Annotated in this window: 14 protein-coding genes; all 14 read right to left on the bottom strand. The window is 33.4% G+C overall.

Going from position 1 to position 15,509, the window contains the following annotated elements:
• Window positions 1-2: 2 nt before the first annotated feature.
• The 14 genes from STRUR_RS02820 to STRUR_RS02755 all read right to left on the bottom strand — a co-directional run bounded on the left by STRUR_RS02820 (window position 3) and on the right by STRUR_RS02755 (window position 15,445).
• Window positions 3-650, bottom strand: a complete 648-nt coding sequence (locus STRUR_RS02820; protein WP_006739086.1) for a cell division protein SepF — start codon at window positions 648-650, stop codon at window positions 3-5.
• A gap of 14 nt (window positions 651-664) precedes the next feature.
• The gene (locus STRUR_RS02815) at window positions 665-1,339 is read right to left on the bottom strand and encodes a YggS family pyridoxal phosphate-dependent enzyme (protein ID WP_006740675.1); all 675 of its coding nucleotides are present in this window, start codon (window positions 1,337-1,339) and stop codon (window positions 665-667) included.
• On the bottom strand, window positions 1,339-2,658 hold the full coding sequence (ftsZ, locus tag STRUR_RS02810; protein WP_006740066.1) for a cell division protein FtsZ: 1,320 nt from the start codon (window positions 2,656-2,658) through the stop codon (window positions 1,339-1,341). The genes STRUR_RS02815 and ftsZ overlap by 1 nt, the downstream gene beginning before the upstream one ends.
• A 23-nt stretch (window positions 2,659-2,681) precedes the next feature.
• Window positions 2,682-4,055, bottom strand: a complete 1,374-nt coding sequence (gene ftsA, locus STRUR_RS02805; RefSeq protein WP_006740312.1) for a cell division protein FtsA — start codon at window positions 4,053-4,055, stop codon at window positions 2,682-2,684.
• Window positions 4,056-4,196: 141 nt separating this feature from the next.
• Window positions 4,197-5,357 carry a cell division protein FtsQ/DivIB gene (locus STRUR_RS02800; protein WP_006739574.1) on the bottom strand — a complete coding sequence of 387 codons (1,161 nt, stop codon included), beginning with the start codon at window positions 5,355-5,357 and terminating at the stop codon, window positions 4,197-4,199.
• 10 nt (window positions 5,358-5,367) lie between these two features.
• Window positions 5,368-6,438: a UDP-N-acetylglucosamine--N-acetylmuramyl-(pentapeptide) pyrophosphoryl-undecaprenol N-acetylglucosamine transferase gene (locus STRUR_RS02795; RefSeq protein WP_006738741.1), complete on the bottom strand. Its 1,071-nt coding sequence runs from the start codon at window positions 6,436-6,438 to the stop codon at window positions 5,368-5,370.
• A gap of 62 nt (window positions 6,439-6,500) precedes the next feature.
• Window positions 6,501-7,850: a UDP-N-acetylmuramoyl-L-alanine--D-glutamate ligase gene (murD, locus tag STRUR_RS02790; RefSeq protein ID WP_006740402.1), complete on the bottom strand. Its 1,350-nt coding sequence runs from the start codon at window positions 7,848-7,850 to the stop codon at window positions 6,501-6,503.
• A 144-nt stretch (window positions 7,851-7,994) separates the two neighbouring features.
• Window positions 7,995-8,243, bottom strand: coding sequence for a DUF3165 family protein (locus tag STRUR_RS02785; RefSeq protein ID WP_006739723.1), 249 nt, complete (start codon window positions 8,241-8,243; stop codon window positions 7,995-7,997).
• Window positions 8,244-8,262: 19 nt separating this feature from the next.
• Entirely contained in the window at window positions 8,263-10,104 is a 1,842-nt protein-coding gene (gene typA / locus STRUR_RS02780) for a translational GTPase TypA (RefSeq protein ID WP_006739297.1), read from the bottom strand.
• A gap of 136 nt (window positions 10,105-10,240) precedes the next feature.
• On the bottom strand, window positions 10,241-10,627 hold the full coding sequence (locus tag STRUR_RS02775; RefSeq protein ID WP_006740457.1) for a rhodanese-like domain-containing protein: 387 nt from the start codon (window positions 10,625-10,627) through the stop codon (window positions 10,241-10,243).
• Between the two features lie 12 nt (window positions 10,628-10,639).
• Complete coding sequence (locus STRUR_RS02770; RefSeq protein ID WP_006739891.1) at window positions 10,640-11,608, bottom strand: ROK family glucokinase; 969 nt, start codon at window positions 11,606-11,608, stop codon at window positions 10,640-10,642.
• Window positions 11,601-11,816, bottom strand: a complete 216-nt coding sequence (locus STRUR_RS02765) for a YqgQ family protein (protein WP_006739528.1) — start codon at window positions 11,814-11,816, stop codon at window positions 11,601-11,603. The genes STRUR_RS02770 and STRUR_RS02765 overlap by 8 nt, the downstream gene beginning before the upstream one ends.
• Window positions 11,817-11,910: 94 nt before the next feature.
• Window positions 11,911-12,441, bottom strand: coding sequence for a Dps family protein (locus STRUR_RS02760; protein ID WP_006738959.1), 531 nt, complete (start codon window positions 12,439-12,441; stop codon window positions 11,911-11,913).
• A 670-nt stretch (window positions 12,442-13,111) separates the two neighbouring features.
• Complete coding sequence (locus tag STRUR_RS02755; RefSeq protein WP_006739468.1) at window positions 13,112-15,445, bottom strand: ABC transporter ATP-binding protein/permease; 2,334 nt, start codon at window positions 15,443-15,445, stop codon at window positions 13,112-13,114.
• Between the last annotated feature and the right edge of the window lie 64 nt (window positions 15,446-15,509).

The following is a 15,509-nucleotide window of genomic DNA, read 5'->3' as shown; positions in this document are numbered from 1 at the left end:
AATTAACGTCTCTTCATATCAAAGTCAAAACTTACTTCTTGACCATTATGTGGGATATTCATGTCTTCAATATCAACGTAAACATTAGACGGTGTCAATAAAAACATAGAAGTTCCAACCTTTTGAAGTTTACCATACAAAACTTTACTTGCTCCATCAATAAAGTCAAGACATCGTCTTGCTTGAGCATCCAGCATGTATTGAAAATCAATAAGAACACACTCATTTTCAATTAATAAGTCAACAATCTCTTGAGCATCTTCATATTTACGAGGATATTTAATTGCTATAGTTGTCTTTTCATGATTAACTGATTGAACTTGTTCGCGTTTTGTTTGTTGTTGGTATCTACTAGAGGGTGTATTCACTTGACTCACTTGAGCAGAAGAATAGCTTTCAGATCTTTGAGTACGTTGTTGCTGTTGTACTGGCTTTTGAGGAGTCGTTTGTTGATTAGGTCTTTCTTGACTTTGACGTACAGATTGCTGTTGTCTAGGTTCTTGTCTTTTCGACTCTTGTCCTGTCTGTTGTGTCCTTCTTTGATAAGCATCTTGAGCACTCTCAGTTGATTCTTTTGTTTCTTCCACGTCACTGATATCTTCAGTATCAAAGTATGAAATTATTTTATCAAAACTATCTCTAATTCCCATAGTTTCTTCTCCATTTACTTAAAGAATGATGTACCAATTCTAACAAAAGTAGAGCCATTTTGAATAGCGATTTGATAATCATTACTCATTCCCATACTTAAGTTTTTTAGTGGCATGTGTAGACGTTTTTGATTTTCTAAACGTTGTCTTAATAGATTCGTTTTATTAAATATAGCATTAATTTCCTCAGAAGTCGCATCTAAAGGTGCCATTGTCATTAATCCAGTAATAATAACTTTATCAAAAGCTGTCATTTGATCTAATGCATCTTCAACTTCATCAATCTTAAAACCATGTTTAGATTCTTCTTCTGAAATATTAACCTGCAAAAAACAATTGATAGGTTTCTCAGCTCTTTTTTGAATTTCAGCAGCTAACTTTACTGAATCCAAAGCATGAAAATAATCAACAAAATTGATAACATCTTTAACTTTTCTTCTTTGAAGAGTTCCAATAAGATGCCATTTTACCGGTCTTTTATGTAAAGCTTGGTATTTATCTAAAAACTTATCAACTCTATTTTCAGCAATATGCTGAACTCCAGTATCTATAAGTAAAGCTGCAGTTTCACTATCAACCGTTTTTGTAACAGCAACAATATTAATGTCACTGTCCAAACGATTGACCGAACGAGCAGCCTTTTTAACATTTTCAAAAACGAGATTTTTATTTTCTTGTAAATCCATCATTAGCGGTTTTTAAAGAATGGTGGTGTTTCCAACTCATCGTCTAAATCTTCATCACCTTGGAATGTGGACATAGATAATTGATTATCTAATTCACTTTCAGTTGGTTTCGCAATATTATCACGTCTTAAATCCCAGTTACCAAATGCAGAGTTTTGTTGTTGATTTTGAGATGATGAAGGTTGATGTGTTTTTGGCATTTCATGCTTTTCACCCATATCAAAATTTGAACGACGATCGAAACCTGCTTGGGAAGATTGTTGTGTTTGTTCAGAAGCATACTGTGCTCCAGCAGCTTGTTGTGCGTTGGTTTGTGAAACGTTACGTTGCGCTGTTCTATTAAAACCAGATACTTGATCAGCTCTATCCTTGCGAACACCAGTTGCCACAACAGTAACACGTATTTCATCATTCATAGTGTCATCAATTGAAGTACCTAACCAGATATTCACACCTTGTCCAGCTGCTTGGCCAACAATTTCGGAAGCTTCTTCAGCTTCTGTCAATGTCATGTCAAGACCACCAGTAACGTTAACAATAACATCTTCTGCACCGTCGATTGTAGTTTCTAGTAATGGTGAGTAAATTGCTTTTCTTGAAGCTTCTACAATTCTTTCTTCTCCAGTACTAATACCAATACCCATCAAGGCATTACCTTTATTCGCCATAACAGTTTTCACATCAGCAAAGTCTAGATTAATTAGACCTGGACTAGTGATTAAATCAGTTATTCCTTGAACACCTTGACGAAGAACATTGTCAGCTTCACTCAATGCCTCTAATAAAGGAGTCTTTTTATCTACAATCTCTAATAGGTTATTGTTTGAAATAATTAGTAACGTATCAACTTGTTCACGAAGTTCTTGGATTCCTTCAATAGCAAAGTTCCCACGTTTATTACCTTCAAAACCAAATGGACGAGTAACAACAGCTACTGTTAAGGCACCAAGACTTTTTGCTATACGAGCAATTACAGGGGCAGCTCCAGTACCAGAACCACCACCCATACCAGCAGTGATAAATACCATATCAGCACCAGTTAGAGCTTCTGTTAATACTTCTTCACTTTCTTCGGCTGCTTTACGACCAACTTCGGGTTGCCCTCCAGCACCTAAACCACGAGTAAGTTTTGGGCCAAGTTGAATTACTGTTTCAGCTTTAGAAGAGCTTAACGCTTGAATATCCGTATTTGCTGCAATAAATTCAACTCCAGCAAGTCCTTCGTCAATCATACGGTTAATAGCGTTTCCGCCACCGCCACCGACACCGATAACTTTAATAATTGCACCTTGTACTGATGCTGCATCAAATGTAAATGCCATTTTAATTCCTCACTTTATAACTATTAATCAAACATACTTCCAAAAATACCACGAACACGATCACCAAGACCTGGTTTAGGTTCACTTGGCTTTTCATCCGAATATCGAGGTTGAGGTGCAGATTGATTCTGTGGTTGAACTGGTACTCTATTTTCAACGGGTTGTTCATTGTAAACTGGAATACCAAAACGTTCTTCTTCAGTAAAATCAATTGGTTTACGACGAAGTAATTCTTCACCAGAAACCGCATTTTGTGAAATCACATCAACTTCAGACATCGTCCCAACATACTCTACCAAACTAATAACATTTGCAAACATTGGGTTTCGGATACCAACTTGATTTGGAACATGTAATTTAACAGTCACTCCAAAGATTTCTTCAGCGACATCAACCGCGCCAGGCATAATAGCACCACCGCCAATTAGAATTATACCGCCTGGTAAATCAAGAAGTCTGCCGCGTTCTAAATCTTGTTTAACACGATCTAATATATGTTTAATTCTTGCAGAAATAATTTCAGCTAAGTAACGTTCAGTTACATCTACTGGTTTATCACTTCCCACAACATCAACTTTGACAGTTTCAGTCAAGCTAGCTTCTTGAACATTTGATTGTCCAAAATTAAATTTAAGTGCTTCTGCAATTTGATGTGACGTTTTTAGTACTTTTGAAATATCTTTTGTAATATATTCGCCACCTTCAGCATAAATGTTGGTATATTGTAACTCTTGTGCTCTCATTGAAGCAACAGTTGTTTGTCCACCACCCATGTCAATAACAGTAGCACCAAACTCTCTTTCACCTTCATTTAGAACTGATTTAGCCATCGCTAGTGGTGAAATAATAATATTTTCGACTTGAATTCCTGCACGCTCAACAGTTTTTCTAAGATTATGCAAAATTGTTGTTGGTCCAGTGTAAATCAAACCACGCATCTCAAGACGAATTCCCATCATTCCTCTTGGATCTCTGATACCTTGGAAACCATCAACAATGAATTCTTCAGGAACTAAAGAAATGACTTCACGTTCAGGAGTGATGCTTTTTGTAAGAGCTGACTTAACAACACTTTCAACATCTTCATCTTTTATTTCTTTTGATTCACTCGGAACAGGAATCATCCCTTGAGTTGGTTCAATTTGAAGTAAATTTGCTGGAAGACCTACATTGATTTTTTCTATAGTCATTCCGGCTTTTTCTTCAGCCTGCTCTACTGCTTTTTTAATTGCAGCAGCTGCTGCTTCAATATCAATAATTATTCCATCTTTTACGCCGGTACTAGGAACATTACTTACACCGATAACATTCATTTCACCTGATATAAATTCTGCCACCAAAACTTTTATCGAGCTTGTTCCTATATCCAAACCAGTAAAAAAGCCATTTCTAGCCATTCACTCGACCTCACTATCTTTCCAAACTTTTGCTATTCTAACTACTGTATAAAACAGAATTATTCAGAAAATATTATAACATAAAAAAACGTAAAATGTTACCATTTTACGTTTTTTGTTATACAATCTTAACGATTTTTTTCATTGACCAGCTTGCTCTTGATTGGTTGTTTGAGACTGATTCTGTTCAATTTGTTGATTGTTCGTATTTTCTGTTTGATTCGTTTCACTACTATTAGCTTGTGTTTCACTTTGTTCTTGAGAATTGTCAGCAGTAGTACTTGAAACATCAGTCTGACTTGAATCACTTGTTTCTGTCTCATTAGCTTCAGTTGTTGTGTAAATACCAACTTCCATATCAACAATACTATCTTCACTTAACTTACTTTTTATTTTATCATAATATGGTAATTTTTTCTCAATTTCTGATAGGGGTACTCGAACGAGATTTCCATCTTGCATCTCTATTTTTAATAAATCAGCTGTGGAATTTGAATTTGCAAGTGAAATCGAATGAATATTTTTCGCTAACGTTTTATCAAATTTGGCTAAAGCACTAATAAGAGTTTGTATGTCTTTTTCCTTATCCAAATTAATAATAATGTAATTCTTTGGAAGTGCTGATTTTTGAACAGTATCAATGCGTTTACCATTTTCTAAAATAGGTTGATAAACACCATTTTTTTCAGTATAAGCAATGATGCGATGTTCTGTAACAGTCAAATTAAAATGAGTCGGAAATTGATAATCTAACCGTGCAGTTTTTACCCATGGAACAGATTTCAGAACATTGTTTATATAATGTTGATTATACGTTATCAAGGTGAAAAAATAATCAGTTTGTTTAACTTGTAAAGCCTGAATCAACTCTTGAGTTTGACTATTTTTATTCCCTGAAACTGTTATATCTTTTTGCTTTGAAAATGGTGATATTAAAAATAAAGAAATCAATATAGCTAATGAAGCTAATAGAAAAATAGGCATTGCTTGCTTCCTAGCTCTTTGTTCTTTTGTTTTTGGCTTCTTTTCTTTTTTTCTCTTTGATTTAAGACTGAGTTTACCAAAAGACTTTTTGAAAGATTTTTCTTTTTTGACATTTTCGCCATCTTCAGATTTTTCATTATTATCTTTTTCAATTAAATCTGGTTGGAATTGGGCTTTTTTCTCAATTCTAAGTTTTTCTCTTAAAACTCTTTCTTCTTCAGCTTGCTGTTTCTTTTTTTGTAAAAATTCTATATTACGTTTTTGCCACTCCGTTAATTCTGGTTGCTCTTTAGGAGGATCATTTTTCTTTTTTGGCATTTGAAGTTCCTCATTTTTGGTTAGACATATCTTCTAAAAGCATTTGATAAAAATCTTGCTGAGACTTAATTTCCTGTGTTGCTTTCATGTTTTTGATATAGTCATTTTTATGTATTAATAAATCCTTGATATTCTTATCAAGATTATCAAAGTTAAAATCAGATTCAGATATTGCTTTTGCATAGCCTTTTTTAACAAAATAAGCAGCATTTTCTATCTGATCGCCACGACTTGCTTCACGTCCCAAAGGAACAATGATATGTGGTTTTGCCATTGCTAACAATTCAAAGATAGTATTAGACCCTCCTCTTGTCACAACAACATCCGCTTTACTTACCAAAGATTGATAGGTTTTGGTCACATAATCAACCCGATAAAGTTGATGTTCTAATTCATTCAATGATGAATCTCCAGAGATATTGATAACGTTATAGGATTTTAACTGTTCTTTATTTTTGGTAACAAAGTCATTGAATATTTTAGCACCAGCTGAACCACCAACAAATAATAATGTTGGTAAATTTGGATCGAAATAGTCTAAAATATCAGCGATCAATGAAAAATCGGCCTTATCATCTGAAATTTTTGTGATTGCTCCGACATGTTTCATTTTTGAAGAAGAGTTACTTTGATCAAATGTGGTATACATTTTTGTTGCGAAGCGATAAGCAATCTTATTAGCCAACCCCATTGATAAGTCAGATTCATGTACAAAAACTGGGACACCTAACGTTTTCGCAGCAATAACAGGAGGAACTGACACAAATCCCCCTTTTGAAAAGAGTGCACTTGGTCTCAATTTAGCAATAATTACTAAAGATTGAATGATTCCCCAGGCTACTTTAAAAATATCTTTTAGGTTTTGCCAAGAAAAATAACGTCTTAATTTACCCGTAGCTATAGAATGAAAAGTGATTGGAAGGTTTAATTTCTTTATTTCCTGATATTCAATTCCATTTTTAGAACCAATATAATGAACTTCATAACCATCTTCAATGAATTTTGGAATTAAGATTAAATTTAATGTTACATGACCTACTGTCCCACCGCCTGTAAAGACAATCTTTTTAGATTTCATCATTATTTTTATGAATACTAGTATTGCAATACTAAAAATCGATACTAGACTTCTTTACCTTTCTTTTACTTTAAATTTTCGAAGGTTTCAATAAACTCATCACCACGAACTTCAAAATTTTTGTACATATCCCAACTTGCATTGGCAGGACTTAAAAGAATAGTATCACCTTCTTGTGCTTGTTGATATGCTTTCAAAGTGGCAGCTTTTACATCTTCAGCTTCAATCCAATTAACCTGTGCTTTTTCAGCTGCTTTAATCATTTTAGGTGCTGATTGACCTATGATAACCATTAACTTAATACCTTTGATATCATCGACTAATTCATCAAATTCATTTCCCCTATCAAGTCCACCTGCAATTAAGATTAGGTTTTTACTGTTAAAACCAGAAAGTGCTTTTTGAGTAGCCAATATATTAGTCGACTTACTATCATTATAGAAAGAAACACCTTCAATTTGACCTAGTGATTGAAGACGATGTTTAACCCCACTAAAAGTCATGAGGGCTTCTTTAATATAAGAATTTTCAATACCACGAAGTTTTGCGACAATAATGGTTGCCAAAGCATTTTCTATATTATGACTTCCAGGTACTCCAATTTGATTGGCATCCATGATATAGTCATCTTGATAGAAAAGTTTTCCATCATATAAGTATGCACCATTTACTTTTTCGTTTAATGAAAAGTAAAGAACTTGTGCTTTGGTTTTTTCGGCTAATTGATGAGAAATAGTTTGTCCAGCATTCAAAACAATGTAATCAGTTTCGGTCATTTTATCTTGAATATGCCATTTTGCTTTGACATATTCTTCAAAAGAACCATGATAATCAATATGAGTTGGCATTAAATTAGTTATAACTGCAATATGAGGATGAAATTGTGATACACCCATTAATTGGAAGGAAGAAAGTTCCATTACCAAAGTATCATTTTGGGTTGACGTTTGTGCCACTTGTGAGGCTGGAAAGCCAATATTACCTGCCAAAAGAGCTGATTGCCCACCTGCATTTAAGACAGTTGAAATCATAGTTGTTACAGTTGTTTTCCCGTTTGATCCTGTTATTCCAATAATTGGAGATTCAGAGATTAAATAAGCCAACTCCACCTCAGTAATGACTGGAATACCTTTTTCAATAGCTTTTTTTATCATAACATTATTATAAGGAATTCCTGGATTTTTCACCATTAGTTCAAAATCTTCATCCAATAACTCAACTGGATGGGAGCCACAGATAACTTTAATACCTTCTGCTAATAATGCTTGTGCTGTTGGATTTTCTTCAAAAGGTTTTCCATCATTAACCGTAACAATGGCTCCTAATTTTGCTAACAGTTGCGCTGCTGCTTGACCAGATTTTGCTAGCCCTAAAACTAAGACTTTTTTATTTTCAAATGTATTAATTGTTTTCATATTGCCACCTATCATTGCGTGTTCCTAAACTATTCTACCCTTATTTATGGTCTTTTTCAAGATTTTGAAAATATTAATCTAAGTTCCATGAATCTTCAATTGCCAATCATATCACATTAAAAATAAAGTAGACTAAAGTCTACTTTATTTTTCGTCTTTATCAGATAAGGTTAAAATATCCTTGATAGCAAAATAAGTTAGTACAATCATTGCTAAACCAATGAATAATTCTGGAGGTGATTGAATTAGCTTAATAAAACTCATCCCAGCAAGTACAATAAGTAATGCAACTATTGCTACTAATCCAATCATATTTAAAGTGTTTCTAACTGTTTTAGGAGCCAAAAAAAAGTAATAAGACACTATTAATATAGCTATAATGAGATAAAACATAGCACTTCCTCAGCTTATCTTATTCTGCCGATTTTTTCTTCTTACGTGCTTTTTCACGTTCAGCTTTATTTAGAATTTGTTTACGTAAACGAATTGATTCTGGTGTGATTTCCATATATTCGTCGTAGTCAAGAAACTCTATAGATTCTTCAAGTGTTAAGATACGTGGTGTTTTGATAACAGCAGTTTGGTCTTTAGTTGCAGAACGAACGTTGGTCATTTGTTTAGCAGTTGTAATATTTACTCCTAAATCATTTTCACGTGCATTTTCACCAACAATCATGCCTTCATAAACTTCTGTCCCTGGATTTACAAAGATAGTTCCACGTTCTTCAATACGCATGATTGAATAAGTCGTAGCTTTACCTGTATCGATGGATACAAGCGCTCCACGATGACGACCACCAATTTCAGCATTTACATATGGCATGTATTGGTCAAAGGTATGATTCATAATACCATATCCACGAGTCATTGATAAAAATTCAGTTGAGAATCCAATTAATCCACGCGCAGGTACCATAAAGATTAAACGTGTTTGGCCATTTCCTACCATTTGCATATCCAACATATCACCTTTACGTTCAGAAAGTGCTTGGATTATTGACCCTTGATATTCTTCTGGAGTATCAATTTGAACACGTTCAAAAGGTTCACATTTAACACCATCAACTTCTTTGATAATTACTTCTGGTTTTGATACTTGAAGTTCATATCCTTCACGACGCATTGTTTCAATTAGAATAGATAAATGAAGTTCACCACGTCCTGAAACAATCCATTTATCAGGAGAATCAGTAGGATCAACACGTAAAGAAACGTCAGTTTGTAACTCAGCAAGTAGTCTTTCTTCAACCTTACGAGAAGTCACATGTTTTCCTTCACGTCCAGCAAAAGGTGAGTTATTTGCTAAGAATGTCATTTGAAGTGTTGGTTCATCAATTCGTAAAATTGGTAATGGCTCAATCGCATCAGTAGGTGTCACTGTTTCACCGACGAAGATATCTTCCATTCCTGAAACAGCAATCAAATCTCCAGCTTTTGCTTCTTGGATTTCACGACGTTCTAATCCAAAGAAACCAAATAATTTTGTTACACGGAAGTTTTTAGTTGTGCCATCTAGTTTTGAAAGAGTAACTTGGTCACCAACTTTTACAGAACCGCGGAATACACGACCAATACCGATACGTCCAACAAAGTCATTATAATCAAGTAATGACACTTGGAATTGTAATGGTTCATCTGAATTATCTACTGGTGCTGGGATGTGATCGATGATTGTATCAAAAATAGGCGCCATTGTTTTTTCTTGATCAGCAGGATCATCTGATAATGAAGAAGTTCCGTTAATAGCTGACGCGTAAACAACCGGAAATTCTAGTTGATCATCATCTGCACCTAACTCAATGAATAGCTCTAGAACTTCATCAACAACTTCTTGTGGACGTGCAGATGGCTTATCAATTTTGTTAACAACAACAATTGGAGTTAAATTTTGTTCTAGCGCTTTTTTCAACACAAAACGAGTTTGTGGCATTGTACCTTCATAAGCATCAACAACTAAAACAACCCCATCTACCATTTTCATGATACGTTCAACTTCTCCACCAAAGTCCGCGTGACCTGGTGTATCCATAATATTGATACGTACATCATTATAGGCAACAGCAGTGTTTTTTGCTAGGATTGTAATTCCGCGTTCTTTTTCAAGGTCATTTGAATCCATCGCTCTTTCTTGAAGCTCTTTGCGTTCATCAAGTGTGTGTGATTGTTTTAATAACTCATCAACGAGTGTTGTTTTTCCGTGGTCAACGTGGGCAATGATAGCGACGTTACGGATATCTTCTCTTAAATTAGTCATGATTTCCTCTATAATATTATATTTTAACTAAACAAGTATATCACAAAAAAGATTAAAAATCAGAATTTCACACATTGTAAATGTTTTCAGCTATTTACAAACTCTCAATATAAAAAAAGAGACTTAGGTATGTCTCTTATTTTTCTTTGATTTTACCATTCCAATGATCTAAGCCATCTTGTAAAACGTAAATAGACTTAAAGCCTTCTTTTTTTAAGATTCTGATTGATCTCGCAATATTTTGACCTCTAAGATTATCATAAAGAAGTACTGGTTTATCCTTTCGCAAAGCCGTTAGTGATGCTTTGAATTGTGCAGGTGGAAAGTTTCTAGCACCTAGAATGTGTTTATTTTGGAAAGAACTAGGTTCTCTAACATCAATGACTTGTCCAGATTTTGCTAAATGTTTAAATTCATCATTATCAATAAAGTTTGCTGTTTTTCTCAAAGAATAATAATTCCAAGCAAAATAAGCAATTATACCAAGTAAGATAATCCATAAAATAATAACTCCAACTGACATTGTTACACCTTCTTATCTAGCAAATTGCGAAGCTAAGCTTGCAGCACCAATAATACCTGCATCATTTCCTAACTCAGCAATTTTAATTTTAGTCGTTTTTCTAACTTGTGGAAATGTATAAGTCATAAAGTACTTTTCAATACGCTCTCTTAAAAATTCACCCGCGGCTGACACACCACCACCAACAACAACTGAATCTGGATTTAAAATATTTGAAATATTTGCAGATGCCAAACCTAAATAGTTTCCTACTTTTTCAACGACAGAGTCTGCAAATTGATCACCTGATTCTGCAGCAACAAAGATATCTTTACTTGTTACAGATTCACCATTATCAATTGCTGCCTTTATATGTGAGTTTCCTTCATATTCTTCAGCTAAGAGTCTAGCAACCTTGACGACACCTGTTGCTGAGGCGACAGTTTCTAAACAGCCATTATTTCCACAAGTACACGCAAAACCATTTTCAGGCTCAACAATCATGTGCCCAATTTCACCAGCTGCACCACCAAAACCATGAATAAGGTTTCCATCAGCGATAATACCGCCACCAACACCTGTACCTAATGTCATAAAGACAACATCTGGATTATTTTCACCAGCACCGACCCATCTCTCACCGAGTGCTGCCACATTAGCGTCATTATCAATAGCAAATGGAATACCCAGTTCTTTTTCGATAAGGGAGCCTACTTCTTGTGTGTCTTTCCAGTTTAAATTAAATGCACCCGTTACCGTATTTTTTTCACGGTCTACAGCTCCAGGAGATCCCATTCCCATTCCAATAAAATCTTCTTTAGAAAGACCATAAAGTTCTAAACGATGTTTAATGGAAGCAATGATATCTGGAACAATGTGTTTCCCATTTTCAAGGATATTGGTTTCGATAGCCCATTTTTCTTGTACTTCACCCTCTTGAGTTAAAATTCCAAATTTAACAGTTGTTCCACCTAAATCGATTCCAAGTAATTTTTTAGCCATGACTACGTCCTTCTTTTTCCAATTCTATACGATGTTCTTGTCTTAAAATTAATTCTGCTTTTAAATAATCATCCTTCGAAATAAGCTCATTATCATATAATTTTTTTAACTCAATTTTCATAACTTCAATATCATAAAGTCGCTTTCCTATATATACAAAAATACCGAAGTTTTTTAATAATTGTTGAACATCAAATAGTGTTTTCATATAAAAAGATTTTATCAGAAAACCATTTAATTTTCAAGAAATCTGTGCAATCGGTTTCCATAAAAAAAGACTAACAATTGTTAGTCTTTTTTTATTAATTAAGTTCTGATGAATTTCCTAATTCTCCTTGCAACATCCACACTGTTTTGTCTGCTTCTGTTTTTGCTGCAACAAAGATATCGTTAGTAACATCATCATTTTCTTCAGCAGTCACATCTAAACCAACTTGGTAAAGACTTGAAAGGTAGCGATATACTTCAACTAATTTTGTTAAACGATCAGACATTGAAACGTCATAACTACCTTTTTCTTCTTTCAATTTAGATTGTTCATCAAATTCTTTCAAAGTAGAATAAGGTTGACCTCCAATGGTAATTAAACGTTCACTTATAACGTCCAAATGTTCATTTAAGGAATCCATATAGTCATCCATTTGTGGATGTAAGTATAAGAAACCAGGTCCTCGCATATACCAATGTGTTTGATGGACAATTGAAGCGGCTTTTGATAAATCAGCAACAGCTTGATTTAATACTGCTTTTGTTTTTTCATTTGAACTATTTGATTTTTTGGGAAGTTTATGTGTAATTGTTGCATAAATGCTTTCAACTAATGTATCTGTCATTTTTTATCTCCTTTCAACCTTAAAACGTCATAATAAAATATTCTTAATTAGAATCATTCTTATTATTTAATTTTATTTTACTCTTTTAAAATCATAATTTCAAGTTTTTAATCTCTTATTACGAATAAATAGTTATGAAGTCTTTCGTTAATTATTTTTATTATCTTAAGTCCCTAAAAATCATATCATTTGCTTTATTATTCTGCTTTCTTCATTTTTGTTCTGGTTTATTTCCACTTGCAAAAGAGTTGCTTTTATTCTATGGTTTTCTTCTAAGTATTTTTGATATTAAATACCATTCCTATCCTATTTCTTTGTGGCTAATAGCATATTTAATTTTGGCATTTCTATATCCTATAAATAGCCTCAATATCATTTTACTTCTCTTAGGATTATTATGTCACCTAAAATCACTCCATATTGGCAGTGGTGACTTCTTATTTTTATCACTTTTTTCTTTCAATCATTCACTCAATGTATTATTATGGCCGATTCAAATTGCTTCTTTTTTAGGGTTAGTTTATTTTGGGATACAAAAGAAGAAGGAACTTCCATTTATTCCCTTCTTAACAATTGCTTATCTCATTTTTCAACTCTTTCAAAGCTATTTACAGTAATTCGAAATAAGAAGTGTCTCTAAAAAATCAAAAAAGAGACTATCTTTAGTCTCCTAATCTGCTCTCAATGCTGTGGCAGCATCTTTTTTTGCAGCCATCTTAGCTGGGATATGCCCACCTAGCATTGTTAAAATAGTGGAAATAGCAATTAAAATGATGGCGTGAATTGGGTTTAATTGCGATACATTTTTTAATTCTGTCATTTTATACAATATGTGATTTATAGGAAATGTGCTTAACCAGGCAATTCCAATACCTAGTATGCCTGAACCAAGACCTAATAAAAATGTTTCAGCATCAAAAACTCTAGTAACATCTTTCTTTCTGGCACCTAAAGCTTTTAAAACACCAATTTCTTTTGTCCTTTCTAACACAGATGTGTAGATAATGATTGCAATCATTATCATACTTGTAATGAGTGAAATTGCTGCAAAAGCAATCAACACATAAGTTATAGCATCCATAATTCCTCCTGTTAGAGAAGTCATCGTACTTGCAAGATCAGTATATACTATTTTTTCGTTATTAGTTTTACCTTTATTATAGTTATCCAAATAGTCTAATACTTTTTCTTTTGTTTTAAAACTATTTGGATAAATCATTATATTAGAAGGTAGCAAAGATCCTCCTAAATATGAAATAAGTTGAGTCTTTTCTGATGCTTTTAAATTTGCACCAGTTAAGATATTTGTTTTACTTGATTTTTGATCTTTTACAATTTGAGATACCTTATTTTTGGCAATCATATTTTGAACAAATAAATCACTATATGCTATACCTGGAGCCAATAGATCCATAGATGCATTTTTTTTAACTCTGATAATCCCTACAATTTTCAATGATTCATTATCCGTTTTGTTCCAAAGTTGCTTATAGGAAGTCGTTGGAATATAGGTCCCAGTAGGTAGTTTTTTATAATAATCATTGTTCGAAATAGCTTGTATTTCTGTACCTACAAATTTTGAAAAATCAACTGCTTTTCCTTCTTTGACGTCAAATCCAAGATTTTCAAGGGCATGAATATTAGTCTCATTGTTTCCATCTAAGACCACTACTACATCAGTTGATTTATTTGGAAAGGAACCTGATAAAAGTTTATAATTATCTTTCAAAAAATTGGTTTTAGATTTATCTAGCGCAATTGGGAAAGTTGATACACCTATACCTGTCATAGAAGCTCTCTGACTCTCTGTTGAAGTAGATGTTGAATTAGTATCTTGATTTGAAAATGTCACTGGTATGATATCATTACCTTTTTTACGAACTAAATTTAACTGAGTTGATCTTGAAAAGCTAATATTGTTACTGTAATTAGGATTGATATTTTCAATATAATCAACATATTTCTGAGTGATAACATTCGTATGCTGCACTTTTTCATCCGAACTCTTTTCAGGAAGCAATACTTTTTTATTTGAAAATGTTGGTTTTTGTCTACTTTGAATTGAAGCTGAATAATTAGTTGCTAAAGGAGCAATCGTAATCGGAAATTGGGACATTGTTTTGGTTTGGCTCTCTTTAATTTGCTTTTGAAAGCCATTCGATAAAGCTAGTACTATCCCTATACTGATGATGCCAATACTTGAAGCAAAAGCTGTTAAAAATGTTCTAAACTTCTTAGTCCGAATATTATTAAAAGATAATTTAAGTGCTGTCCAAAAGCTCATATGCGTTTTTACTAAATCAAAGCCATTCTGATAGTGGTCATTTACAAATGGCATTGTATCATCAAAGATTTTCCCATCTTCAAATGAAACGATTCGATTAGCATACTGATGAGCCAGCTCGGCATTATGTGTTACCATAATAAGCAATTTTTCGTTTGAAAGTTCCTTGATCAGTTCCATAATCTGTAAACTTGTTTCTGAGTCTAATGCACCAGTTGGTTCATCACACAAGAGAATTTCAGGATCATTAGCAATTGCTCTTGCAATAGCAACTCTTTGCATCTGCCCACCAGAGAGCTGACTTGGTTTTTTATGAATATGAGCTTTTAAACCAACTCTTTCTAAGGCTTTTTCAGCTTTTTGTTTTTTTACTTTTTTATCAACGCCTGATAATGTCATTCCCATTTCAACATTGGTTAGTATATCAAGGTGTCCAATTAAGTTATAACTTTGGAAAACAAAGCCAATAGCATTATTTCGATAAGCATCCCAATCCTGTTCTTTGAAATCTTTAGTTGATTTCCCATTTATTAGCATATCTCCAGAATCATAAGTATCTAAGCCACCAATTACATTCAACATAGTTGTTTTACCTGATCCTGAAGGACCTAAAATGGCTACAAATTCATTTTGACGAAAACGAATTGAAACACTATCAAGTGCTCTAATTTCAGTCTCACCAGCTTGGTAAAATTTTTTTACATTAACAAGTTCTAACATTTAATCTCCTAAAACAAAATCAAAAATGATATTTTCTAACATTATAACACAATACAAAAATAGA

Source organism: Streptococcus urinalis 2285-97 (assembly GCF_000188055.2).
Lineage (GTDB): Bacteria > Bacillota > Bacilli > Lactobacillales > Streptococcaceae > Streptococcus > Streptococcus urinalis.
The sequence above is the reverse complement of the archived record's forward strand: the minus strand, read 5'-3'. Positions and strand labels throughout refer to the sequence as shown.